Origin of the sequence: Micromonospora rosaria, assembly GCF_001567585.1 — a bacterium.
Lineage (GTDB): Bacteria > Actinomycetota > Actinomycetes > Mycobacteriales > Micromonosporaceae > Micromonospora > Micromonospora rosaria.
Map to the genome: position 1 here is coordinate 81,505 of NZ_LRQV01000001.1, position 24,682 is coordinate 106,186.

General features: G+C 73.0%; 21 protein-coding genes. 11 read left to right on the forward strand and 10 right to left on the reverse strand.

Going from position 1 to position 24,682, the window contains the following annotated elements:
* Positions 1 to 47 precede the first annotated feature (47 nt).
* The 9 genes from AWW66_RS00365 to AWW66_RS00400 all read right to left on the reverse strand — a co-directional run bounded on the left by AWW66_RS00365 (position 48) and on the right by AWW66_RS00400 (position 9,228).
* The gene (locus AWW66_RS00365) at positions 48 to 2,078 is read right to left on the reverse strand and encodes a bifunctional rhamnulose-1-phosphate aldolase/short-chain dehydrogenase (protein WP_067359251.1); all 2,031 of its coding nucleotides are present in this window, start codon (positions 2,076 to 2,078) and stop codon (positions 48 to 50) included.
* A gap of 74 nt (positions 2,079 to 2,152) precedes the next feature.
* On the reverse strand, positions 2,153 to 2,374 hold the full coding sequence (locus AWW66_RS00370) for a LuxR C-terminal-related transcriptional regulator (protein WP_067359252.1): 222 nt from the start codon (positions 2,372 to 2,374) through the stop codon (positions 2,153 to 2,155).
* A 96-nt stretch (positions 2,375 to 2,470) separates the two neighbouring features.
* The gene (gene rhaI / locus AWW66_RS00375; RefSeq protein WP_067359253.1) at positions 2,471 to 3,652 is read right to left on the reverse strand and encodes an L-rhamnose isomerase; all 1,182 of its coding nucleotides are present in this window, start codon (positions 3,650 to 3,652) and stop codon (positions 2,471 to 2,473) included.
* A 73-nt stretch (positions 3,653 to 3,725) separates the two neighbouring features.
* Entirely contained in the window at positions 3,726 to 4,781 is a 1,056-nt protein-coding gene (gene rhaS, locus AWW66_RS00380) for a rhamnose ABC transporter substrate-binding protein (protein ID WP_067359254.1), read from the reverse strand.
* A complete protein-coding gene (locus tag AWW66_RS00385) occupies positions 4,778 to 5,827 on the reverse strand; it encodes an ABC transporter permease (RefSeq protein ID WP_083978094.1) in 1,050 nt (349 codons plus the stop codon). Before AWW66_RS00385 ends, rhaS begins: the two co-directional genes overlap by 4 nt.
* Positions 5,817 to 6,875, reverse strand: a complete 1,059-nt coding sequence (locus AWW66_RS00390) for an ABC transporter permease (protein WP_083978095.1) — start codon at positions 6,873 to 6,875, stop codon at positions 5,817 to 5,819. The genes AWW66_RS00385 and AWW66_RS00390 overlap by 11 nt, the downstream gene beginning before the upstream one ends.
* The gene (locus AWW66_RS00395; RefSeq protein WP_245647797.1) at positions 6,872 to 8,371 is read right to left on the reverse strand and encodes a sugar ABC transporter ATP-binding protein; all 1,500 of its coding nucleotides are present in this window, start codon (positions 8,369 to 8,371) and stop codon (positions 6,872 to 6,874) included. The genes AWW66_RS00390 and AWW66_RS00395 overlap by 4 nt, the downstream gene beginning before the upstream one ends.
* A 208-nt stretch (positions 8,372 to 8,579) precedes the next feature.
* The gene (locus tag AWW66_RS35865) at positions 8,580 to 8,714 is read right to left on the reverse strand and encodes a hypothetical protein (protein ID WP_281179548.1); all 135 of its coding nucleotides are present in this window, start codon (positions 8,712 to 8,714) and stop codon (positions 8,580 to 8,582) included.
* A 169-nt stretch (positions 8,715 to 8,883) separates the two neighbouring features.
* Positions 8,884 to 9,228, reverse strand: coding sequence for an STAS domain-containing protein (locus tag AWW66_RS00400; RefSeq protein ID WP_067359256.1), 345 nt, complete (start codon positions 9,226 to 9,228; stop codon positions 8,884 to 8,886).
* 447 nt (positions 9,229 to 9,675) lie between these two features.
* Here AWW66_RS00400 and AWW66_RS00405 point away from each other — a divergent pair, with 447 nt between their 5' ends.
* From AWW66_RS00405 to AWW66_RS00435, 7 genes are all read left to right on the forward strand, one after another.
* Positions 9,676 to 10,287, forward strand: a complete 612-nt coding sequence (locus AWW66_RS00405; protein ID WP_067359257.1) for a class I SAM-dependent methyltransferase — start codon at positions 9,676 to 9,678, stop codon at positions 10,285 to 10,287.
* 463 nt (positions 10,288 to 10,750) lie between these two features.
* Positions 10,751 to 10,840 carry a potassium-transporting ATPase subunit F gene (locus tag AWW66_RS00410; RefSeq protein ID WP_067359258.1) on the forward strand — a complete coding sequence of 30 codons (90 nt, stop codon included), beginning with the start codon at positions 10,751 to 10,753 and terminating at the stop codon, positions 10,838 to 10,840.
* Positions 10,840 to 12,495 carry a potassium-transporting ATPase subunit KdpA gene (gene kdpA / locus AWW66_RS00415; RefSeq protein ID WP_067359259.1) on the forward strand — a complete coding sequence of 552 codons (1,656 nt, stop codon included), beginning with the start codon at positions 10,840 to 10,842 and terminating at the stop codon, positions 12,493 to 12,495. The genes AWW66_RS00410 and kdpA overlap by 1 nt, the downstream gene beginning before the upstream one ends.
* Before the next feature lie 5 nt (positions 12,496 to 12,500).
* Positions 12,501 to 14,741, forward strand: coding sequence for a potassium-transporting ATPase subunit KdpB (kdpB, locus tag AWW66_RS00420; protein ID WP_067359321.1), 2,241 nt, complete (start codon positions 12,501 to 12,503; stop codon positions 14,739 to 14,741).
* Positions 14,741 to 15,622 (forward strand): potassium-transporting ATPase subunit C, encoded by an 882-nt coding sequence (locus AWW66_RS00425; RefSeq protein ID WP_067359260.1) that lies wholly within the window; start codon positions 14,741 to 14,743, stop codon positions 15,620 to 15,622. The genes kdpB and AWW66_RS00425 overlap by 1 nt, the downstream gene beginning before the upstream one ends.
* A 96-nt stretch (positions 15,623 to 15,718) precedes the next feature.
* Positions 15,719 to 18,268 carry a sensor histidine kinase gene (locus AWW66_RS00430; RefSeq protein WP_067359261.1) on the forward strand — a complete coding sequence of 850 codons (2,550 nt, stop codon included), beginning with the start codon at positions 15,719 to 15,721 and terminating at the stop codon, positions 18,266 to 18,268.
* Positions 18,265 to 18,954 (forward strand): response regulator, encoded by a 690-nt coding sequence (locus AWW66_RS00435; RefSeq protein ID WP_067359262.1) that lies wholly within the window; start codon positions 18,265 to 18,267, stop codon positions 18,952 to 18,954. The genes AWW66_RS00430 and AWW66_RS00435 overlap by 4 nt, the downstream gene beginning before the upstream one ends.
* 2 nt (positions 18,955 to 18,956) lie before the next feature.
* On the opposite strand, the gene AWW66_RS00440 is transcribed toward AWW66_RS00435, so the two are convergent.
* Positions 18,957 to 19,586, reverse strand: a complete 630-nt coding sequence (locus AWW66_RS00440; protein WP_067359263.1) for a TetR/AcrR family transcriptional regulator — start codon at positions 19,584 to 19,586, stop codon at positions 18,957 to 18,959.
* A 110-nt stretch (positions 19,587 to 19,696) separates the two neighbouring features.
* Here AWW66_RS00440 and AWW66_RS00445 point away from each other — a divergent pair, with 110 nt between their 5' ends.
* From AWW66_RS00445 to AWW66_RS00460, 4 genes are all read left to right on the forward strand, one after another.
* A complete protein-coding gene (locus tag AWW66_RS00445; protein ID WP_067359264.1) occupies positions 19,697 to 20,890 on the forward strand; it encodes an acyltransferase family protein in 1,194 nt (397 codons plus the stop codon).
* A 98-nt stretch (positions 20,891 to 20,988) separates the two neighbouring features.
* Positions 20,989 to 22,146 carry an MGDG synthase family glycosyltransferase gene (locus tag AWW66_RS00450; RefSeq protein ID WP_067359265.1) on the forward strand — a complete coding sequence of 386 codons (1,158 nt, stop codon included), beginning with the start codon at positions 20,989 to 20,991 and terminating at the stop codon, positions 22,144 to 22,146.
* 171 nt (positions 22,147 to 22,317) lie between these two features.
* Positions 22,318 to 23,049 (forward strand): DMT family transporter, encoded by a 732-nt coding sequence (locus AWW66_RS00455; RefSeq protein WP_067359266.1) that lies wholly within the window; start codon positions 22,318 to 22,320, stop codon positions 23,047 to 23,049.
* 611 nt (positions 23,050 to 23,660) lie between these two features.
* Positions 23,661 to 24,626: a TauD/TfdA dioxygenase family protein gene (locus AWW66_RS00460; protein ID WP_067359267.1), complete on the forward strand. Its 966-nt coding sequence runs from the start codon at positions 23,661 to 23,663 to the stop codon at positions 24,624 to 24,626.
* Positions 24,627 to 24,682: the final 56 nt, after the last annotated feature.

A 24,682-nucleotide genomic window follows, 5' to 3' on the forward strand; every position in this document is an offset into this window, starting at 1 on the left:
CGGCGGCCCGGCCCCGGGTTCCGGACCGGTGTGCGGCGGCACCGGCGTCACCGCAGGAACGCGGCGGCGACGCCGGCGTCGACCGGGACGTGCAGGCCGGTGGTGTGCGACAGGTCCCCGGCGGTGAGGGCGAAGACCCCGTTGGCGACGTGGACCGGCAGTACCTCCCGCTTGAGCAGGGTCCGCTGCGCGTAGAACTCGCCGAGCTTCTCCTCGGGCACGCCGTAGACGGCCGCCCGGTCGGCGCCCCACCCGCCGGCGAAGATGCCGGAGCCCCGGACCACCCCGTCCGGGTTGACGCCGTTGACCCGGACGCCGTGCGCGCCCAGTTCGGCGGCGAGCAACCGGACCTGGTGGGCCTGGTCGGCCTTGGCGGCGCCGTACGCGATGTTGTTCGGACCGGCGAAGACCGCGTTCTTGCTGGCGATGTAGACGATGTCGCCGCCCATGCCCTGGGCGACGAGCACCCGGGCGGTCTCCCGGGCGACCAGGAACGACCCCCGGGCCATCACGTCGTGTTGCAGGTCCCAGTCCCCGGTGGTGGTCTCCAGCAGCGACTTCGACAGGGACAGGCCGGCGTTGTTCACCACCAGGTCGACCCCGCCGAAGGCGAGCACCGAGGCCCGCACGGCGGCGGCGACCTGCGCCTCGTCGGTGACGTCGAGCGGCACGGCGACGGCGACGTCCGGCCCGCCGATCTCGGCCGCGACGGTCTCGGCGGCGGCGGCGTCCCGGTCGGTGACCACGACACAGGCGCCCTCGGCGGCCAGTCGGTGGGCGACCGCCCGGCCGATGCCGGACCCGCCCCCGGTGACCAGCGCGATCCGGGTCGCCAGCGGCTTGGGCCTGGGCATCCGCTGGAGCTTGGCCTCCTCCAGGGCCCAGTACTCGATCCGGAACTTCTCCGCCTCGTCGATCGGCGCGTACGTCGACAGCGCCTCGGCGCCCCGCATCACGTTGATGGCGTTGACGTAGAACTCGCCGGCGACCCGGGCGGTCTGCTTGTCGGCCCCGAAGCTGACCATGCCGACGCCGGGCAGCAGCACGATCGCCGGATCGGCGCCGCGCATCGGCGGGCTGTCCGGCCCGGCGTACCGCTCGTAGTAGGCGCGGTAGTCGTCGCGGTAGGCGGCGTGCAGCTCCGTGAGCCGCTCGACCGTCTCGGCCAGGCCGGCGGTGGGCGGCAGGTCGAGGACCATCGGCCGGACCTTGGTCCGCAGGAAGTGGTCCGGGCAGGAGGTGCCCCGCGCGGCCACCTCGGGCATCCGTTCCCGGCCGACGAAGTCCAGCACCACGTCGCTGTCGGTGTAGTGGCCCACCTGGGCCCGGTCGGTGGAGGCGAGGCCGCGCAGCACCGGCAGGAGGGCGGCGGCCCGGGCGTGGCGCTCCCGCGCGGGCAGCGGCCCGTGCGCCAGGGCGCCGAGGGGGTCCGGGCGGGCGTGCTCGGCGAGGTACCGGGCCGCGGTGGTGATGATCTCCATCGAGTGGGCCTCGCACTCGGCGCTGGTGGCCCCCCAGGCGGTGATGCCGTGTCCGCCCAGGATGACGCCGATCGCCTGCGGGTTGGCCCGCTGGACGGCGGCGATGTCGAGGCCGAGTTGGAAGCCGGGCCGGCGCCACGGCACCCAGAGCACCCGGTCGCCGAAGATCGTGCGGGTCAGCTCCGGGCCGTCGGCGGCGGTGGCGATCGCGATCCCGGCGTCGGGGTGCAGGTGGTCGACGTGGGCCACCTCGACCAGGCCGTGCATGGCGGTGTCGATGGAGGGCGCCGCCCCGCCCCGCCCGTGCAGGCAGTAGTCGAAGGCGGCGACCATCTCGTCCTCCCGCGCGACGCCCGGGTAGACGTCGGCGAGCGACCGGAGCCGGTCGAGCCGGAGCACCGCCAAGCCCTGTTCGGTGAGCGTCCCGAGGTCGCCGCCGGACCCCTTGACCCACAGCAGCCGGGTGGCCTGGCCGGTCACCGGATCGGTCCCGGTGCCCTTCGCGGAGGTGTTGCCGCCGGCGTAGTTGGTCGTGGCCGGGTTGGCGCCGAGCCGGTTGCTGCGGGCCAACAGGTCGCGCACCGCGGGGTTCGTCATGGCGTCCTTCGCTGTCATGAAACGTTTCACTCGATTATGGAGCGTCCACCGGCGGCGTCAAGCGGCACCGGCCCTCACACCAACCCGCGCCGGGCGGCCCACACCACCGCCTGGATCGGGGTGCCCACGTTCAACCGCTCACAGATGACCCGCACCCGACGCCGGACGCTGCGCTCGGACAGGTGCAGCTCGACCGCGACGCTCGCCGTGATCCGGCCCTCGGCCAGCAACGCGAGCACGGCGATCTCGTCGTCGGTCAGCACGACCGGCTCGCCGGCCGGCGGATCGTCAGGCATCTGGCGGTCCTCTCGCCCGCGGATCACGAAGGGTGCGCCGCTCACCGGTGGCCGGTCGGGACGACCGGCGCGGGTCGACGACCGGCGTGCCGGTGCTCAGGCGCCCCAGCCGGCCTGGTCCCCGCCCACCCGTTCGGCGCTGACGCGCTCCAGGTGACCGGACCGCTTGTACGCCGCGACGGGGTCGGGATCCAGGCCCATCTCCGCCCGCACCTCGCGCAGCAGCGGCCGGACGTCGGTGTTGTAGGCGTCCATCAGCACGGCGTTGGCCTCCAGCACGTCACCGCTGCGCTGGGCGGCGGTCAACGCCGCCACGTCGACCAGCAACGCCTTGGCCGTCGCCTCCTGGACGTTGAGCACCGACCGGATGACGGCCTGCACCTTCGGCTCGATGTTGTGGCACTGGTCCAGCATGAACGCGACGCCGTGGCGTGGCCCCAGCGCGTCCGACAGGACGATCTCGTGCATGATCCGGAACAGTTGGAACGGGTCCGCGGACCCCACCATCAGGTCGTCGTCGGCGTAGAATCGCGAGTTGAAGTCGAAGCCGCCGAGCTTGCCGGCCCGCAGCAGGAACGCGACGATGAACTCGATGTTCGTGCCCGGTGCGTGGTGGCCGGTGTCGATGACCACCCGGGCCCGCTCGCCGAGGTCGAGGCAGTGCGCGTACGCCGTGCCCCAGTCCGGCACGTCGGTCATGTAGAACGCCGGCTCGAACAGCTTGTACTCCAGCAGCAACCGCTGCTCGCCGGTGAGCCGGTCGTACGTCTGCCGCAACGCGTCCGCGAGCCGGTCCTGGCGTTCCCGGACACTGTCCTGCCCCGGGTAGTTGGTGCCGTCGGAGAACCACAGCTTCAGGTCCCGCGATCCGGTGGCGTCCATGATGTCGATGCACTCCACCAGGTGCCCGATCGCCTTGCGGCGCACCGCCGGGTCGGGATTGGTGACCGAGCCCAGCTTGTAGTCGTCGTCCTGGAACACGTTCGCGTTGATCGTGCCGAGCGCGATGCCCTGCTCCGCGGCGTACCCGGCCAGCGCGGCGTAGTCGTCCACCCGGTCCCACGGGATGTGCAGCGCCACCGTGGGTGTGACGCCGGTGAAGCGGTGCACCGTGGCCGCGTCCGCCACCTTCTCGTACGGGTCGCGGGGCACCCCCGGCTGCGGGAACACCCGGAACCGGGTGCCCGAGTTGCCGTACCCCCAGGACGGCGTCTCGATGCGCTGCTCCCGCAACGCGTCGACGATCCGCCGGCGCGTGGTCGGGTCGATCTCGGTCATCGCTGCTCCCCAGTCGTTCTTCCACGGGACGATCGCGGTGGGGCGGCGGGCGCACGCCCCACCCACCCGTGCCTCAGAAGTCGAACTCGTCGATGTTCGCGGCGGTGAACTCGAAGGGGTCACCCAGCAGGACCTCGCCGTTCGCGCCGACGGTGTACTCGCCGAGCTTGCCGGCGGTGAACGTCTCCCCCTCCTTGCCGGTGATGATCCCCGAGGCCAGCGCGGCCCCGGTGTAGGCGGCGAGGTAGCCCAGGTCCGCCGGGTTCCACAGGGCGAAGGACTTGACGGTGCCGTCCTTGACGTACTGGCGTAGCTGGTTCGGCGTGCCGAGCCCGGTGAGCTGCACCTTGCCCTGGTACGACGAGCCGGACAGGTACCGTGCGGCGGCGGCGATGCCGACGGTGGTGGGGGAGACGATGCCCTTGAGGTCGGGGTACTTCGACAGCAGCCCCTGGGCCTCCTGGAAGGACTTCTCGTCCTGGTCGTCGCCGTAGACCGTGGCCACCAGCCTGAGCTTGCTGTACTCCGGCTTGGCCAGCTCGGTCTTCATCAGCTCGATCCAGGCGTTCTGGTTGGTCGCGTTCGCCGTCGCCGAGAGGATGGCGATCTCGCCGCCCTCCGGGCCCACCGCCTCGGAGATCAACTTGATCTGCGTCTGGGCGATGCCCTCCGGGCTGGCCTGGTTGACGAACGCGTCGCGGCACTCCGGCTTGGTGTCCGAGTCGTAGGTGATGACCTTCGCCCCGGCGGCCTTGGCCTCGGTCAACGAGCCGCAGACCGCGTCCTGGTCGTTCGCCGCGATGATGATGACGTCGGTGCCCTGCTGGGACAGGGTGTTGATGTACGACACCTGCGCCGACGGGCTCGCCTCCGAGGGCCCGGTCTGGGCGTACTGCCCCTTGAACTCCTCGACCGCCGGCTTGCCGCCCTTGTTGTCGGACGTCTCGAAGTACGGGTTGTTGACCTGCTTGGGCAGGAAGGTGATCTTGAGGCCCTCCCGGATCGTGCCGGTGGGGTTGCCGGCGTCACCGGAGCCGGAGCCGGCGCCGGTGTCCTCGGCGCAGGCGCCGAGGACCAGGGCCATGGCGGCCAGGACGGCGGTCGTGACGACCCGGGTACGTCTGCTCATGACGGAGTCCCTTCAACTGTGGTGGTGGGCCGACGCCGACGCCACCGCTCGCGCGTCGCGCGCACGAGGTTCGGTCCGACGACGGAGAGGATGAGCAAGGTGCCGGTGACGATGGTCAGCGTGTTGGCGGGCACGCTGGCCAACTGCAGGGCGTTGCGCAGGACGACGAGCAGGGCCACCGCCGCGAGCACCCCGACGAGACCGCCCCGACCGCCGAAGATGGAGACGCCACCGAGCAGGACGGCCGCGACCACCGCCAACTCCAGGCCGGTCGCGTTGTCCGCCCGCGCGCTGGCGAACCGGAACGTCCAGAACACCCCGGCCAGTGCCGCCATCGCCCCGGTGGCGACGAAGAGCCAGAACTTGGTGCGCAGCACCGCGATGCCGGAGAAGGTGGCCGCCTCGGCGTTGTTGCCCATCGCGTAGAGCGACCGGCCGACCGGGGTGGCGTACAGCAGCACGCCGAACGCGACGGCGAGGGCCGCCAGCACCAGCACGAACCAGGGGACGACGGTGCCCGGGATGGGGGCGACCGCGTTCCGCGTCCAGGCCGGCGGGTAGTCGGCCACCGCCCGGTCCCCGAGCACGACGTAGGCCAGCCCACGGTAGAGCGCGAGGGTGCCGATGGTGACCGCCAGCGACGGCAGGCCGAACACCGTGACGAAGACCCCGTTGACGGCCCCGAGCACGGCCCCGAGCAGCAGGCTCAGCCCGATCAGCAGGGGCAGCGACGTGACCCCGAGGTGCCAGAGCTGCCCGAGCACCGAGCAGGTGAGCCCGACGGTGCTCGCCACCGACAGGTCGATCTCACCGGTGATGACGACCAGGGTCATCGGCAGCGCGATCAGCGCGATCGGGATCGCCTCCAACGCCACGAACCGGTAGAACCGAGGGCTGCCGACGCCCTCGACGCTGGCGGCGGCGACGATCACCACCGCCGCCAGCGCGATGAGCAGTACCGCGTCCCACGAGCCGAGCAGCCGACGGGGCAAGGGCCACCGCGGGCCCGTGGTGCCGGCCGGGACGGCCTGCGTGTCAGGTGCCACGGGTCGTGCCTCCTCGCAGACGACGTGCCATCCGGACCGCGAGCGCCCGGTCCAGTCCGATGGCGGCCAGGATGAGCGCGCCGACGGCGGCACGCTGCCAGAACGGGGTGACCCCCAGCACCGGCAGCGCGCTGCCGATGGTGGTCAGCAGGACGGCGCCGAGCGCCGCGCCGTAGACCGAGCCGCTGCCGCCGAAGATCGCCACACCGCCGACGACCACGGCCGCGACCACGTTGAGTTCCAGGCCGAGCCCGGCGTTGGCGTCGACGGTGCCGAACCGGGCCGCGTAGAGCACCCCGGCGAGGCCGGCGAGCGCCCCGCTGGCCAGGAAGGCGAAGAACACCCGCCGACCCACCGCGATGCCGGACAACCGGGCCGCGTCGGGGTCGGAGCCGATGGCGTAGAGCTCCCGGCCGCTGCGGTAGTGCTTCAGCAGGTAGCCGGCGACGACGAGCACGGCGACCGCGACGAGCGCGAGCACCGGCACCCCGGCGACGGTGGCGGTGCCCATCCGCAGGAAGGCGGGGGGCATGTCCGCGGCGTTGATCTGACGGCCGGTGGCCCAGGTGTGGTCGAGGCCGCGGAACACGTACAGCGTGCCGAGGGTGACCACCAACGCCGGAACGCGCGCCGCCGCGATCAGGCCGCCGTTGACCGCGCCGCAGGCCGCCCCGAGCGCCGTCCCGACCAGGATCGCCACCGGGATCGGGACGCCGGGATTGTCGACGAACAACACCCCGGTGGCGAACGCGGACAGGCCCAGGATCGAGCCGACCGACAGGTCGACGTTGCGGGTGATGATCACGATCGCCTGCCCGACGGCGAGGATCGCCAGGATCGTCGAGCCGAGCAGCAGGTCCTTGACGTTCTGTGCGGACAGGAACCGCTGGTTGACGGCGAAGGTCACCCCGACCAGCAGCACCAGCGCGAGCAGGATGCCCAGTTCCCGTACCACGAACAGCCGGTGCACCAGACGGGCGCCGGACTCGCCGGTGGGCGCCCGTCCGCCGGGGCCGACGGCCCTTCTCCGCACGTCCGGGGCGGTCATGCGGCAGCCTCCCGTTGCCCGGTCGCGGCGAGCATCACGTTCTCCTCGTCCGCCTCGCCGCGAGGGATGTCGGCGACCAGTCGGCCCTCGTGCATGACGAGCACCCGGTCGGCCATGCCGAGCACCTCCGGCAGTTCGCTGGAGACCATCAGCACCGCCACCCCCTCGGCCGCGAGCTGGGACAACAGCCGGTGCACCTCGGCCTTCGTGCCCACGTCGATGCCCCGGGTCGGCTCGTCGATCACGAGCACCCGGGGCGCGGTCGACAGCCACTTGGCCAGCACGACCTTCTGCTGGTTGCCGCCCGACAGGGTGGACACCGCGTCGGTGTTGCGGGCGGCCTTCACCTGCAACCGTCGGGCCCACTGCGCCGCCGAGCGCCGCTCGCTGCCGCCGAACAGCAGACCGAAGCGGCTCAGCGCCCACCGGCGCGGCAGCGTGGCGTTGCGCTCGATCGACAGCTCCATCACCAGGCCCTGCTGGCGGCGGTCCTCCGGCACCAGCGCCACCCCCGCCGCGATCGCCGTGGGGGGATCGCCGGGACGCAGCCGCCGGCCGTCGACGCGGACCTCGCCGGCGTCGTACCGGTCGACACCGAAGATCGCCCGCGCCACCTCACTGCGCCCCGCTCCGACCAGCCCGGCGAGCGCGACGATCTCGCCACCGCGCACCGTGAAGGAGACGTCCTGGAAGAAGCCCCGGCGGGTCAGCCCCTCGACCTCCAGACGTACCTCGGCCGGGGTGGTCGCCAGCTTCGGGAAGAGCGCGGAGACGTCGCGTCCGACCATGGTGCGCACGACACCCTCGACGGTGAGGTTCCCGATCTCGTCGGTGACGATCCACCGGCCGTCGCGCATCACGGTGACCCGCTGACACAGGGCGAAGACCTCGTCGAACCGGTGTGAGATGAACAGGATCGCCGCGCCGTCGTCCCGCAGCGCCCGGGCCACGGCGAACAGCCGCTCGACCTCGACACCGGAGAGCGCGGCGGTGGGTTCGTCCATCACCAGCACCCGGGCGTCGAAGGAGAGAGCCTTGGCGATCTCGACGAGCTGCTGGTCGGCGATGGACAGTCCCCGGGCCGGCCGGTCCGGGTCGATCCGGACGCCCAGCCGCGCGAACAGGTCGCTGGTGCGCGCCCGCATGGCCGCCGCGTCGATGCGTCCCAGCCCCCTGCGCGGCTGGCGTCCCATGAAGATGTTCTCCGCGACCGACAGGTCGGGAAAGAGGGTCGGCTCCTGGTAGATCACGGCGATACCCGCCGCCCGGGCGTCGCCGGGGTTGCCGAAGACGACCGGGGCGCCGTCGAGCAGCACCTGGCCGGCGTCCGGGCCGTGTACGCCGGCCAGGATCTTCACCAGGGTGGACTTGCCGGCGCCGTTCTCGCCGACGAGCGCGTGCGCCTCGCCGGTGAACAACTCCAGCCGGGCGTCGCGTAACGCGGCGACGGCACCGAACGACTTGTCCACACCCGTCAACGCCAAGACCGGAAGCACACGGTCTCCTTCAGCAGTGGTCGGAGATGTCCTGGTCACGTGCATGAAACGTTTCACGAAGTGCCCCGACTCTAGGTGTGACCTCCGCCTCAGGTCAAGAGTGTCGATCCGGTTGCCGGCCGGTTATCGGATGCGCCTGGCGCCGGTGAACGGCGTCCGACGCCTTGCCGTGCGCCGCCCCACGCCGGGCTCGGAGCAGTGAAACGTTCTACGGGGCGACCTGTGCCCGTTGGGGGTCGAAGCGCGCCGTCCCGTACGTGGTGATGGTCCAGACCCAGATCAGCGGCAGGATCAGCCGTACCGCGCCACCGGCGCCCTCGACCCCGCCGGCGGCGCTGTCCATGCCTGCCATTCAACGCCACGTCGCGGCCGGGAAACGGCCGTTTCCGCCCCGCCGGGCGCCCGCGCCATCGCCCGCTCGGCGTGCTGGCCGTTCGCCCCGCCGGGGCGTCGGGGCCACCCCGACCGGTCGGCTCACCCGTCGGTCGCGACGGCCCGCCGGTGTCGCCGGGTCAGGTCAGCGGTGGGTAGTCGAAGAGCCGGCCGATGTCGCCGAGCGCGAGAACACGCTCCGGCGCTCCGGCGGCGGCGGTGATCACCACCTGCTGGCCACGCGCCGTCGCGTGGTCACGGACCGCCAGCAGCGCGGCGAGCGCGGCACAGTCGAGGTGCCGCAGCGCGGTCAGGTCGACGGCGAGCCGGGTGACCCACCGGGGTGCCAGCAGGAGCGCCAGGTCGTCTTCGAGTTGACCGACGGTGGCCAGGTCGGCCTCGCCGGTGAGGGTGACGTGGCGGACGCCCGACGTCCCGTCGTGATAGTCGGTACGGAGAACGGTGCGGTCAACGGTGGTGACCATCAGAAGACTTCGGTCCTCGCCCAGCGACGGGCGTATCGGAGGGCCGGACGAGGCGGCCACCATCTGTCCGGCGCCAAGGAGGACAAGCTTGAGTGCGGCGGTGCCGACCTCGACGTGGCGCACGAGCGCCACCCCGAACGCTACCCGTGGCCGCCGGGGTACGCCAGCTCACGAGTCCTGTCGGTCTGTTGTCGTCTTGCCACCCAGTGTGACGGCCGCGTCGGCTGCCGACCCGTCGACGCGAGCGGAGAACCACCCGTGCCGGCTGCGGGGCGGATTCCCGCGTCCCGCCGCTGAGCAGGGAGTCTGCGAACGGCCCGGGTCACGGTATCGGGCATACCGCCCGCATCCGCCCGCCCATCGGTCGGCGGGCCTCCGGCGACCGGCCGGACACATCGACCACTCGCGCGACGGCATCCCGCGGTACCCCGTCTAACGTCGACCCCCGTGATCAACGACAGCTCGGCCTTCCTCACCCAGTTCATCCGGCACCCCCTGACCACCGGTGCCGTGCTGCCCAGCGGATCGACGCTCGCCCGGGACATCACGGCGACGGTGCCGCAGCGGGGACACCCCCTGGTGGTCGAACTCGGCCCCGGCACCGGAGTGTTCACCCAGGCGATCCAGCAGCGGCTGGCCGGCCGAGGACACCACCTGGCCGTCGAGCTCAACCCGACCTTCGCCACCGGCCTGGCGCGCCGGCACCCCACCGTCGACGTGGTGCACGCCGACGCCGCCACGCTCGGCGGGTTGCTGTCGGAGCGGCGTCTGGCCCCCGCCGACGTGATCATCAGTGGGTTGCCCTGGGCCGCCCTGCCCGGCAACCGGCAGTCGGCGATCCTCGACGCCGTCGTCGGGGCGCTCGACACCACCGGCGTCTTCACCACCTTCGCGTACCGGCACGCGCTGCCGACCCGCCCGGCGCGGCGCTTCCACCGGCTGCTGACCGAGGCCTTCGACGAGGTGACCGTCGGCCGTACGGTCTGGAGCAACCTGCCGCCCGCCCTGGTCTACCACTGCCGTGGCCCGAAGGCCGTGGCATCCGGCAGCGGCACCTAGCCTCGCGTCCGTCCAGCCTGGTGCCGCCGACGGCACCAGGCTGGACCTGGTCGCCGCCACCGGCCACCCTCGGCCGGTCGACTCCTGTCACCCCGTCACCCCCCCCGCACCGTCACCCCGCACCGTCGCCCCCCGGACGGTCGCGCCCGCACCGTCGCGCCCGGACCTGCCGCCGCCGGTGCCCGCCGGCCGCCCCGCCAGCGGCGCGCTCCGTGGCCGCGGTCACGCCGCCGGCCGGGCCGCGTGAAAAGGGCGTCAAAAAACACCGGACCGCCGTCATGGTCGCGTTATAGCCCCTGTCACCGAACGGCGCCCGGCGTTGGAATGGCCCGGCGCGGTCGCACAGCGGCTGGAGCGACCTGTTCCGAGGTGAGGAGTCTGAGGTGTCCGACGTGGTGTACGTCCTGGTGACGGTGGCGCTGTTCGCGGCGCTCGCCCTGCTGGTGACCGGCGTGGAGAAGCGGTGAACGCCACCAACGCCGTCGGGCTGGCGCTGGCGCTCGGCCTGGCCGTGCTTCTGCTGCTCGCCCTGCTCTTCCCGGAGCGGTTCTGATGACCCCGACGACCGCCGGCGTCCTGTTCGTCCTCTCGCTCGCGGTGGCGCTGGCCGCCGTCCACCGGCCGTTCGGCGATCACCTGTTCCGCGTGGTGTCCGGCCGGCGGCACTCCCGCGTCGAGCGGGCCGTCTACCGCCTGGTCGGCGTCGACCCGGCGGCCGAGCAGTCCTGGGGCGGGTACGCCCGCAGCGTGCTCGCCTTCTCGGCCGTCTCGGTCCTGGCCCTGTACGGGCTCCTGCGACTCCAGGATCACCTGTGGCTGTCGCTCGGCTTCGACGCGGTGGTGCCACACGGTGCCTGGAACACCGCCGTCTCGTTCGCGACCAACACCAACTGGCAGTGGTACGCGGGGGAGTCGACCATGGGCCACCTGGCGCAGATGAGCGGGCTGGCGGTGCAGAACTTCGTCTCCGCCGCCGTCGGCCTGGCGGTCGCCGTCGCGCTGCTGCGCGGGTTCGCCCGCAGCCGCACCGGCGACCTGGGCAACTTCTGGGTGGACCTGACCCGGATCACGGTACGGGTCCTGCTGCCGCTGTCGGTGCTCGGCGCGCTCGCGCTGATGATCGGCGGTACGGTCCAGAACCTCTCCACCGGCACCGAGGTCACCACCCTGACCGGCGGTGGCCAGACGATCACGGGTGGGCCGGTGGCCAGCCAGGAGGCGATCAAGCTCCTGGGCACCAACGGCGGCGGCTTCTCCAACGTCAACAGCGCCCACCCGTTCGCCAACCCGACCACCTGGACGAACTGGCTGCAGGTCTACCTGTTGCTGCTGATCCCGTTCAGCCTGCCCCGGGTCTTCGGCCGGCTGGTCGGCCAGCCCCGGCAGGGCCACGCGATCGTCGCGGTGATGGCGGTCCTGGCGGTCACCAGCGTGGCCCTGACCACCGTCTTCGAACTGTCCGGCCAGGGCACGGTGCCGCAGGCCGTCGGCGCGGCGCTGGAGGGCAAGGAGGTCCGGTTCGACGTGTCGAACTCGGCCACCTTCGCCGCCGCCACCACGCTCACCTCCACCGGCGCGGTGAACTCGTTCCACGACTCGTACACCGCGCTCGGCGGCATGATGACGATGGTCAACATGATGCTGGGTGAGGTCGCGCCCGGTGGCGTCGGCGCCGGCCTGTACGGGCTGCTGGTCCTCGCGGTGATCACGGTGTTCGTCGCCGGGCTGATGGTCGGCCGCACCCCGGAGTACGTGGGCAAGAAGATCGGCACGCGGGAGATCCAGTACGCCTCGCTGTACGTCCTGGTGACCCCGGCGCTGGTGCTGGTCGGCGCGGCGGCGGCCGTCGCCACCGGCAACGACTCCACCGCGCTGAACGTCGGCCCGCACGCCCTGTCGGAGGTGCTCTACGCGTTCACCTCGGCGAGCAGCAACAACGGCTCCGCGTTCGCCGGCATCACCGTGAACACACCCTGGTGGAACACGGCGCTGGGGCTGTGCATGCTGCTCGGCCGGTACCTGCCGATCGTCTTCGTGCTCGCCCTGGCCGGCGCCCTCGCGCGCCAACGACCGGTACCCGTCTCCGAGGGCACCCTGCCCACCCACCGCCCGCTCTTCGTCGGGATGGTCGTCGGTGTCACGGTGATCCTGGTCGCGCTGACCTTCCTCCCCGCGCTCGCGCTCGGCCCGCTGGCGGAGGGGCTGTGACCGCCATGAGAGAAGAGACCACGACCACGGCCACCACCGTCACGCGGACGCCGACGCCGCACGGCAGCACCGACGCGGCGACCGCCGGCACCCCGCTCCCGGCGGGCCGCCGGGCCGGCGGCGGCCTGCTCGACCCCGCGCACCTGGTCCGGTCCCTTCCCGACGCCGTGCGCAAGCTCGACCCGCGTACCCTGTGGCGCAACCCCGTGCTGCTGGTGGTCGAGGTCGGGGCCGCGTTCACCACCGTGCTCGCGGTACGCGACCCCTCGACCTTCGCGTGGGCGGTCACGGTCTGGCTCTGGCTGACCGTGCTCTTCGCCGCCCTCGCCGAGGCGGTCGCCGAGGGGCGCGGCAAGGCGCAGGCGGCCACCCTGCGCGCCGCGCGCAAGGACACCGTCGCCACCCGGCTGACCGGCTGGACCCCGGGCGCGCCGGCCGGAGCGTACCGGGAGTCGGCCGTACCGGCTCCCGAGCTGAGGCGGGGCGACATCGTCCTGGTCGAGGCCGGCGGCGTCATCCCCGGTGACGGCGACGTGGTCGAGGGCATCGCCAGCGTCGACGAGTCCGCGATCACCGGCGAGTCGGCCCCGGTCATCCGGGAGTCCGGCGGCGACCGCAGCGCGGTCACCGGCGGCACGCGGGTGCTCTCCGACCGCATCGTCGTCAGGATCACCCAGCAGCCGGGCGAGAGCTTCGTCGACCGCATGATCGCCCTGGTGGAGGGCGCCAACCGGCAGAAGACCCCGAACGAGATCGCGTTGAACATCCTGCTCGCCGCGCTCACGATCGTCTTCCTGCTGGCCGTGGTCACCCTCCAACCGCTGGCGATCTTCTCGAAGGACGTCCAGGCCGCCGCCCCGGACACCCCGGCGATCACCGACGGCGGCGTGACCGGCGTCGTGCTGGTCTCCCTGCTGGTTTGCCTGATCCCGACCACCATCGGCGCGCTGCTGTCGGCGATCGGCATCGCCGGCATGGACCGCCTCGTCCAACGCAACGTCCTGGCCACGAGCGGGCGGGCCGTCGAGGCCGCCGGTGACGTCGGCACCCTGCTGCTGGACAAGACCGGCACCATCACGCTCGGCAACCGGCAGGCCGCCGAGTTCCTCCCGGTCGACGGCGTCACCGCCGAGCAGGTGGCCGCCGCGGCGCACCTGTCCAGCCTCGCCGACGAGACCCCCGAGGGCCGGTCGGTCGTGGCGTTGGCGGGCGACCAGTTCGGGCTGCGGCACCGCGAACCCGGTCTGCTGCCGCACGCCACCTTCGTGCCGTTCACCGCCCAGACCCGGATGAGCGGGGTCGACCTGACCCCCGACACCACCGTCGACGGCCGCAGCGCCGGGCCGGCCCGGCGGATCCGCAAGGGCGCCGCCGCCGCGGTCACCAGCTGGGTAGGCGAGCACGGCGGCCACCCCGGCGAGCAGGTCGGCCACCTCGTCGACGAGATCAGCGCCGCCGGCGGCACCCCCCTCGTGGTGGCCGAGCACGTCGACGGGGAACCGGCCCGGACGCTCGGCGTGATCCACCTCAAGGACGTGGTCAAGGCCGGCATGCGGGACCGCTTCGACGAGCTGCGCCGGATGGGCATCCGCACCGTCATGGTCACCGGCGACAACCCGCAGACCGCCAGGGTGATCGCCGACGAGGCCGGGGTGGACGACGTCCTCGCCGAGGCCACGCCGGAGGACAAACTCGCGCTGATCAGGCGGGAACAGGAGGGCGGCCGGCTGGTTGCGATGACCGGCGACGGCACCAACGACGCCCCGGCCCTCGCCCAGGCCGACGTGGGGGTCGCCATGAACACCGGCACCTCCGCCGCCAAGGAGGCCGGCAACATGGTCGACCTCGACTCCAACCCGACCAAGCTGATCGAGATCGTGGAGATCGGCAAGCAGTTGCTGATCACCCGGGGCGCGTTGACCACCTTCTCCATCGCCAACGACATCGCGAAGTACTTCGCGATCATCCCGGCCATGTTCGCCGGTCTCTACCCGGGCCTGGACACGCTCAACGTCATGCGACTGGCCAGCCCGGAAACGGCGATCCTGGCGGCGGTCGTCTTCAACGCGATCGTCATCGTCGCGCTGATCCCCCTGGCCATCCGCGGCGTGCGGTACCGGCCGGCGTCCGCGTCCCGGCTGCTCCGCCGCAACCTGCTGGTCTACGGACTCGGCGGCGTCGTCGTGCCGTTCGTCGGCATCAAACTCATCGACCTGCTCCTGCACCTCCTCCCAGGGATCGTGTGATGCGCCTGCCCACCTGGCTCGCCCCCCACCTCGCCGCGCTGCGCGCGCTGCTCGTCCTCACCGCACTGCTCGGCCTGGCGTACCCGCTCGCACTGGTGGCGGTCGGCCGGCTCCCCGGCCTGGCCGGGAAGGCCGACGGGTCCCTCGTCACCGTCGACGGCGTTCCCGTCGGCAGCACGCTGCTCGGCCAGTCCTTCACCGACGCCGAGGGCAACCCCGTCCCGCGCTACTTCCAGTCCCGCCCCTCGGCGGCCGGTGACGGCTACGACCCGACCGCCACCGCCGCCAGCAACCTCGGCCCGGAGAGCGTGGTCGACACCACCGCCACCGACCCGGCGGACGCCACGCCCAGCCTGCTCACCCGGGTCTGCCAGCGCAGCCGGGCGGTCGGCGAGCGCGACGGCGTCGACGGCCGCCGCCCGTACTGCACCCCGGACGGGGTCGGCGCCGTGCTGGCCGTCTTCCGCCGGGACGGCCTGACCGGCCCGGCCACCCGGGTGGTCAGCGTCAACCAGGTCCCACCGGCCACCCCGTTCCTCACCAGCTACGAGGGCGTACCGGTCGAACTGGCCCAGCCGGGCCGGGACTACGTCGCCGCCGGTGGACTGGTCACGCCGATCCGGGGGGACGCCCCGGCCCAGCCCGCCGTGCCCGCCGACGCGGTCACCGCCAGCGGCAGCGGCCTCGACCCGCACATCTCCCCGGCGTACGCCGGCATCCAGGTGGACCGGGTGGCGCGGGCGCGGGGCGCCGACCCGGCGGCGGTCCGCCGCCTGGTCGCGCGGCACACCAGCGGACGGTCGCTCGGCTTCCTGGGCGCCCCCACGGTGAACGTGCTGGAACTCAACATCGCGCTGGACCGGCACCTGCCCGCGCGCTGACCGCCGCCGGGCCGGACCGTCGCCGCCGACGGCCCGGCCCGGGGCGTCGCCGACCACCTTCCACCCACCCCCGACCAGGTCAGAGAGGATGTCCCCGTGCCACGAGGCGAACTCCGCATCTACCTGGGCGCCGCCCCCGGCGTCGGCAAGACGTACGCGATGCTGGAGGAGGCCCACCGGCGCGCGGAGCGGGGCACCGACGTGGTCGTCGCCGTCGTCGAGACCCACGGCCGCCCGCACACCGCCGCGATGGTCGGCGACCTCGAACAGGTGCCCCGCCGCCGGCTGACCTACCGGGGGGCCGAGTTCACCGAGCTGGACCTCGACGCGGTGCTCGCCCGGCGGCCCGAGGTGGCGGTCGTCGACGAACTGGCCCACACCAACGTCCCCGGCTCCCGCAACGAGAAGCGCTGGCAGGACGTGCACGCGCTGCTCGACGCCGGGATCACCGTGCTCTCCACGGTCAACATCCAGCACCTCGAGTCGCTCAACGACGTCGTCGCCCAGATCACCGGCACCACCCAGCGGGAGACCGTGGCCGACGCCGTCGTCCGCGCCGCCGAACAGGTCGAACTCGTCGACATGACCCCCGAGGCGCTGCGCCGCCGGATGGCCCACGGCAACATCTACCGCCCCGACCGCATCGACGCGGCGCTGAGCAACTACTTCCGCGTCGGCAACCTCACCGCGCTGCGCGAACTGGCCCTGCTCTGGCTCGCCGACACCGTCGACGACCAACTCGACGCCTACCGCGCCGCGCAGGGCATCTCCGCCACCTGGGAGGCCCGCGAACGGGTCGTTGTCGCGCTCACCGGCGGCCCCGAGGGCCAGACGCTGATCCGCCGGGCCGCCCGCATCGCCGCCCGGACCAAGGGCGCCGACCTGCTCGCCGTGCACGTCGCCCGCAGCGACGGCCTGGCCGGGGCCGACCCCGCCCACCTCGCCCGGCAGCGGGTGCTCGTCGAGAGCCTCGGCGGCACGTACCACCAGGTCCTCGGCACCGACATCCCGACCGCGCTGCTCGACTTCGCCCGGGGCGTCAACGCCACCCAGCTCGTCCTCGGGGCCAGCCGCCGTGGCCCGCTGGCGCACCTGTTCTCCCGAGGGGTCGGCGTGACCACCACCGCGCTGTCCGGAACGATCGACGTGCACCTGGTCACCCACGCCGAGGCCGGCCGGGGCCGGCGCACGGCCGGCGTGCCGACCGCCCTCTCCCGGCGTCGCCGGCTGCTCGGCTTCGCCGTCGCCGGGCTCGGCATGCCGCTGCTCACCCTCCTGCTCACCGTGCCGCCCGACCTGACCCTCACCAACGACATCCTGATCTTCCTCGCCGCCGTCGTCGGCGTCGCGCTGATCGGTGGCCTCTGGCCGGCGCTGCTGGCCGCGCTCGGCGGGACCCTGCTGCTCAACTGGTTCTTCGCCCCGCCCTTCCACACGCTGACCATCGCCGAGGCGGACACCCTGGTCGCCCTCGGTGTCTTCGTCGCCGTCGCCGTCGCCGTCAGCGGGGTGGTGGACGTGGCGGCCCGCCGTACCCGGGAGGCCGCCCGCGCCGCCGCCGACGCACAGACCCTCGCCACCCTGGCCGGCAGCGTGCTGCGTGGCGCGCGGCCCCTGCCGGCCCTGCTGGACCGCATGCGGGAGACCTTCGCCCTGCGCGCGGTCAGCGTCCTGGAGGCCGTCGCCGCGCCCGCCGGTCGACCCGCCGGGGCGCACGCGCAGGGCGTCTGGCGGGTGGTCGCCAGCGTCGGCGAGGCCCCGGCCACCAGCCCGGAGGCGGGGGAGACCGCCGTACCGGTGGACCACCGGCTCACCGTGGTGCTCGCCGGCCGCCGCCTGGCCGCCGCCGACCGGCGGGTCGTGGAGGCGTTCGCCGCCCAGGCCGCCGTCGCGCTGCGTCAGGAACGCCTGGCCGAAGAGGCCGCCTCGGCCCGCCCGCTCGCCGAGGCCGACCGGATGCGGACCGCGTTGCTCGCGGCGGTCAGTCATGACCTGCGCTCGCCACTGGCCTCCGCCAAGGCGGCGGTCACCAGCCTGCGCAGCCCGGACGTCGAGTTCGACGAGTCCGACCGGGCCGAACTGCTCGCCACCGCCGACGAGTCCCTGGACCGGCTCGGCCGCCTGGTCACGAACCTGCTCGACATGAGCCGGTTGCAGACCGGCGTCCTCGGTGTGCATCCCGTCGCCATCGGACTGGAGGACGCCGTCCCTCGCGCCCTGGACGAGCTGGGCCCACCCGCCGCCCACGTGGCCACCGACCTGCCCGCCCACCTGCCCGCCGCGCTCGCCGACCCCGGCCTGCTGGAACGGGTCCTGGTCAACATCGTCGCCAACGCCCTGCGGCACAGCCCGCCCGACCAGCCCCCGCGCATCACCGCCAGCACCTTCGGCGGGCAGGTGGAACTGCGCGTCATCGACACCGGCCCCGGCATCCCCGAGGACCAGTGGGAACTCGTCTTCCTGCCGTTCCAGCGCCTCGGCGACCGCGACAACACCACCGGCGTCGGTCTCGGCCTGGCCCTGTCCCGGGGCCTGGCCGCCGCGATGGGCGGCAGCATCATCCCCGAGACCACCCCGGGCGGCGGACTCACCATGGTGCTGCGCCTACCCGCCGCCACCGCGCCGCCGCAGGAGCCACCGCAGTGAGCCGCATCCTCGTCGTCGACGACGAACCACAGATCCTGCGCGCCCTGCGCATCAACCTCCGCGCCCGTGGCTACGACGTCGTGGTGGCCGCCACCGGTGCCGCCGCGCTGCACGCCGCCGCCACCCACCCACCGGACCTCGTCGTGCTCGACCTCGGGCTCCCCGACATCGACGGCCTCGAGGTCATCCACGGTCTGCGCGGCTGGACCGCCGTGCCGATCATCGTGCTCTCCGGCCGGGCGGACAGCGCGGACAAGGTCGCCGCCCTCGACGCCGGCGCCGACGACTACGTCACCAAACCGTTCGGCGTCGACGAACTGCTCGCCCGCATCCGCGCCGTCACCCGCCGGCGGACCGCCGGGACCGACGCGGCACCGCAGACCGCCACCCACCGCATCGGCCGGCACACCGTCAACCTCGCCGAGCGCACCGTCACCCGCGACGACGGCGCCGAGGTCAAACTGACCCCCACCCAGTGGGGGATGATCGATCAGCTCCTGCGGCACCCCGGCAAGCTCGTCAGCCAACGCCAGCTCCTGCACGAGGTCTGGGGCCCGGAGTACCAGCACGAGACCAACTACCTGCGCCAGTACATGGCCCAGCTGCGGCGCAAGCTCGAGGACGACCCCGCCCGCCCCCGCCACCTCATCACCGAACCCGGCATGGGCTACCGCTACCGCCCCTGACGTCACCCACCGACGGGCGGCTCCACCGGGCCCGGTGGGTCGGCGCCGAGCAGGCCCCGCCGCAGCAGGCGCTGGTTGGCGGCGCTCCGGCCGGCCAGCACCTGTGGGTCGAACATGGGCTGGTCCAGGTTGGGCTGCATGACCGGCTCCAGCAGCAGCGGGCCGAGGATCAGGCACAGCATCTGGAACGGCGCCCACCGCAGGTCCGCATCCGGATGGCCGCCGCCGGCCGCGAGCAGCCGCTCCAGTTCGGTCCGCGCGCCCGACAGCAGACGGCCGAAGAGCGCCGCGCTGGCCGGGCTGTCCTCCTGCAACACCCGGCGCAGATAGCCGCGCAGCACCGGGTCGGCGCCGAAGATCCGCGCCGACACCTCGCCCAGTGACCCCATCAGGTCCCCGTCGGCGGGAACGTCGCGCAGGGCGGTGCCGAGCCGGGCCAGGACCTCCTCGTCGACGGCGGCGCGCAGTCCCTCCTTGGAGCCGAAGTGGTGCATGACCAGGGCCGGCGAGAGGCCGGCCTCGGCGGCGACCGCGCGGGCCGAGGTGGCGGCGAAGCCGCGCTCGGCGAACAGCCGCAGGGCCGCCTCGCGCAGCCGCGCCCGTCCGGTCAGGTCCGACGGCGACGCTCGCATGTCAGCACCGTATGCCACCGCACCCGACCCGCCGTCCGGGACATCCCCGATGCCTGATCTCCGGGGTCCACCCGATCCGGGGCTGAACATCCGTTCAGTACGTTGAACGCATGACCAGTTCCATCGAGAACCCACCCCGCCGTCCGCACCTGCACTACCTGGACAACCTGCGGGTGGCGATGATCCTCATGGTGGTGATCCATCACGCCGCCCAGCCCTACGGACCCGCCGACTGGTGGTACTTCCAGGGCGACGGACACGCCCCCGGCCTGGCCACCCTCTCGGCGGTCGGCGGCGCGTTCCGGATGAGCCTGCTGTTCTTCGTCGCCGCGTTCTTCGTGCCCCGCGCCGCCGACCGTCGGGGTGGCTGGGGATTCCTGCGCGGCCGGCTCACGCGCCTCGGCATTCCGTTCCTGGTCGGCTCGGCCACGATCATCCCGGTGCTGACCTACATCTACTACCGCGAGTACCGTGACCACCCACCGCTGTCGTTCCCGCGCTACTACTTCGACGTGTTCCTCGGCCTCGCCCCGCAGCCACCCGGCTGGACCGGCCCCAGCTGGCCCGACCTGCAGTTCGGGCACCTGTGGTTCATCCAGAACCTGCTCGCCCTCAGCGCCCTCTACGTGCTGGCCTGCGGGCTGGGCCGGCTGCGCCGGCGAATCCGGCCGAGCACGGCACCGGCCTGGCTGACCCGGGTACCCACCAGCCGTGGCCTGGTCGCCTTCACCCTCGCCCTGGCCGTGGTCGTGTTCCTCGTCCGGATCCGGTACCCGCTCGACACCTGGGTACCGCTGTTCGAGTTCATCCAGGCCGAGCCCGCCCGTCTCGCCCAGTACACGGCCTTCTTCGTCGCCGGCATCGTCGCCTACCGGCACGACTGGCTGGCCCGGCTGCCCCGCGCCACCGGATACACCTGGCTGGCCGTCGGCGTGGTGCTCACCGGCGCGCTGTTCTGGACCGGCACCGACACCCGGTTCTTCGCCCCGGGCGGCGCCTCCTGGGCCTCGGCGCACTGGACCCTGGTGGAGACGTTCGTCTGTGTCGGTCTCGGCGTCGGGCTGCTCACCCTGTTCCGGGACGTCGCCGCCGGGCACACCACGCTCACCCGGGCGCTGGCCGCCAGCTCCTACTCGATCTACCTCGTCCACCTGCCGATCGTGGTCGCCCTGCAGTTCGCCTTCGCCCACGCCGGCCTCCCCGTGCTGGCCACCTTCGCCGCCGTCGCCTGCCTCGGCACGGTCCTCAGCGTCTGCGTCGCCGTGCTGCTCCGCCGCCTGCCGGGACTGCGCGCCATCCTGTGAAGCCGGACATCCGTACCCCTTGTCCGGTCCGTCGCCCGGCTCGGCGCTGCCGGTCCCGGGCCGGGCATGACGGTGGTGCCGGCGGGTAACCGCGCCCGGTGAACCGACCGGGTGGGGGACACGCTGAGGCCGGTCACCGGGACCGGGACGGTGACCCGGAGAGCCGGTCCGGTGACGGGCGGGTGGTGGTCGTGTCGGCGGACATCGGCGCGGGACACGACGCCGCCGCCGTCGAGCTGGCCGGCCGGCTCGCCGCCGACGGCATCGTGACCGAATACCTGAACTTCTTCGCGGCCCTGCCGCGCCCGCTGCACGCCCTCGTCCGCGAGGGGTACCGGGGCCTGCTGAGCTGGCTGCCCTGGGGCTACGACACCCTGTTCACGATCACCGACCGGTCCCCGCTGACGGTCACCGCGATCAGGGCGGGCCTGCGGCTGGCCGCACAGCGCACGCTCCGGCGGCTACCGCCGGACACCCGCCTGGTCGTCACGACCTTCCCGTTCGCCAACCAACTCCTCGGCCCCCTGCGTCACCGGGGACAGCTCACCGCCCCGGTGATGACCTACGTCACCGACTTCGTCGTCCACCCGACCTGGATATCACCCGGCATCGACGTCTACTGCGTCATCCACGAGATCGCCCACCGGCAGGCCACCGCGCGCGGCGCGCAGGACGTGCGGGTGGTCGGTCCTCTCGTGTCCACCCGGTTCGCGCCGACGCCCACCGCGCACCGGCGGGCCGCCCGCGCCCGGTTCGGCCTGCCCGAGCAGGACCGGCTCGCGCTGATCGTCGCGGGCGCCTGGGGCCTGGGCGAGGTGACCCGCACCGCCGCGGAGGTGCTCGCCACCGGCTGCGTCACCCCCGTCGTCGTCTGCGGCCGCAACGACGCGCTGCGCCGCCGGCTGCACACCTTTCCCGGCCACGTCCTGGGCTGGGTCGACGACATGCCCACCCTCATGCGGGCGGTCGACGTCGTCGTGGAGAACGCCGGGGGACTCACCTGCCAGCAGTCCCTGGCGTCCGGACTGCCCACCGTCACCTACCGGCCGATCCCCGGGCACGGCCGGGCCAACGCCCGGGTGCTGGCCGAGGCGGGCCTCACCACGTACGTCACCACCCCCACCCACCTCCGACCGGTGCTCACCGCGCTGACCGCCACCGACAACGCCCCAACCCTGGTGGCCGCCGACGACATGGCCGCCGTGGTCGCCGAAGCCATCCACCCCGAGCCCACCGGCCCGGCCGACCACCGATGACCCGCCGCAGCCTCCCCGACCTGCCGACGGCCACCGGATGATCCCGGCCGCTCTCGCCGCGGCGTTCTTCTTCGCCCTCGCCTCGGTCGTGCACCAGCGCGCCGCGAAACGCCAGAAGCCGCACGGCGTCGCCGATCCGCGCCTGCTGTTCCGTCTGCTCCGGAGTTGGCTGTGGCTCTCCGGCTGGATCCCGACACCGCCGCTGTCGTCCTCCAGGCCGTCGCGCTGCGACTCGGTCCCCTCGCGGTCGTGCAGCCCGTCATGGCCTCCGGGCTGTTCATGGCGGTGCTGATCGAAGCCGCCGTCCTGCGCCGCCGCGTCGTGCGCCGCGACCTCTGCGCCGTCACGGTCGGGGTGACCGGTCTGGCCGTGTTCCTGCTCCTCGCCGACATCGGGGCCGGGGTGCCCAGCGTCGGGGCCGCAGCCTGGACGGCACCCGTCACCGGCGCCGCGGTGATCGTCTCGGCCTGCGTCGGGGCCGCGCACCGGGTGACGGGCGCGGCGCGGGGCGCGCTGCTCGGCGTCGCCGGCGGTCTCGCCTACAGCTTCGCGGCGGCCCTGGTCAAGGACCTCACCGGCCGCTACCACGGCAACCCGTGGACCACCCTGGCGACCTGGCCCACGGCGGCCCTCCTGGTCGCCGTCGCCGTCGGGCTGCTGCTGAACCAGACCGCCTTCCAACACGGCCGCCTCGCCGCGCCCCTGACCGCCCTCACCCTCACCGACCCCATCGCCGGCTTCGTCATCGGCGTCACCGTCTTCCGGGAGACCCTGACCCCCGAGCCGGCCCGCCTGGCCGGGCTCGTCGTGTCCGGCGGCGTCGTCGCCGTCGGGGTCTGGCTCGCCGCCACGACCACCCCGACCCGCCCCGCCGTGGCCGGCCGGCGCAGCGACCGGAGCTGAGCTGGTGCCACCTGGTACCCGAGGGACGAGGGTCACGCCTGCCTGCTGAACCGCATTGCCACCGGAACACTCCGGGGGGTCGCTTTCCGGGAAAGGGTGACACCGTCGTCGTCGGCGGTCACCGACCGCTTTCAACGCCGCCGACAGTCAATGTCATGCATTTGTCGATGTCAAGACGTGGGCTATTCGCCGAGTGGGCGTGCGGGGTGTCGATGAGTGCGCCGCCGGCGTAACCGTCTCACGCTTCCGGGCAGTCAGGAAGGCGCTTGCCTGACGTCCTCACGACATGGCACCATCGTCGATGTCGCTCCGGCGACGCGCCATCCGGCGTCCGGGCGATTCGTGGCGAGCGACCCCGTGGTCGACCTGCTCCACCCCTGCGGGGGTATCGCACGCCGCCGGCCCGTCAGGCTTCGCGACGCGGCGAAGCCGCCCGGAATTCCGTGGTTGTGGTCAGGTGGCCCGGAAGCGGCCGTATTCGGTTCGCCCCGAATGTGCCCGTCGCATTTCAGCTCATCGGCGAATGGCCGGTTACACCGGCACGTCACCCGCCCACCGGCACGGGCCGGCTGGTGTCGGAATCGTCACCGTCATCGATTGGGGAGCCTGTCATGAGTACGCCGCAAACAGGTGACATCGACGTGCGCCGAGTGGCCACCTGTCTGGGCGCGGAGATCGGCGGTGTCGACCTGTCCCGACCGTTGTCCGACCGCGTCGTCGCGCAGATCACCGACGCGCTGCACCGCCACCGGGTCATCTTCTTCCGCGACCAGCACCTGGACCACGCCAGCCACGTCGCCCTCGGCCGTCGCTTCGGCGAACTGACCTACGCCCACCCGCACGACGAGGCGCCGCCCGCCGGGTATCCGGAGATCTTCACCGTGGACCCCAACTGGAACCGGGAACGCTACGGCGACGACTACCTCACCGCCAACCGCCGACGCCAGTACACCTACCTCACGGGGTGGCACACCGACATCACCCCGGCGGTCAACCCGCCGGCGGCCTCCATCCTGCGGGCCCACGTCGTGCCCGCCGAAGGGGGCGACACCATGTGGACCAGCCTCGTCGCGGCGTACGAAGGGCTCTCCACCCCGATGCGGGCCTTCGTCGACACCCTCCGGGCCGAACACCGCTACGGCGGCCGGGACTGGCCGGCCGGCAACGGCGAGTACGCGCGCCGGATCAACGACAACCCGCTGATCGCCGTCCACCCGGTGATACGGGTCCACCCGTACACCGGCGAGCGGGGGCTGTTCGTGAACCCCGGCTTCACGAGCCACATCGTCGACCTCTCGCCCCGGGAGAGCCGGGCGGTCCTGGACGTGCTCTTCGACGAGCTGACCCGGCCCGAGTACACCGTGCGACTGCGCTGGGAGCCGGGCACCGTCGCGTTCTGGGACAACCGCACCACGGCCCACCTCGCCCCGCGCGACCTCAACCGCATCGAGGGCGGGCGGACCCTGTACCGCGTCACGCTCGTCGGCGAACGCCCCGTCGGGCCGGACGGGCGCCCGTCCGATTTGGTGGCCGGCGAGCCGTACGGGTCGGAGCGGACGGTCGTGCTGAGCGGGTGACCGCCCGACCAGCGTGACGCCGCGCCCCCCTCGATCGTTGGACGTTCCGGGGTTTC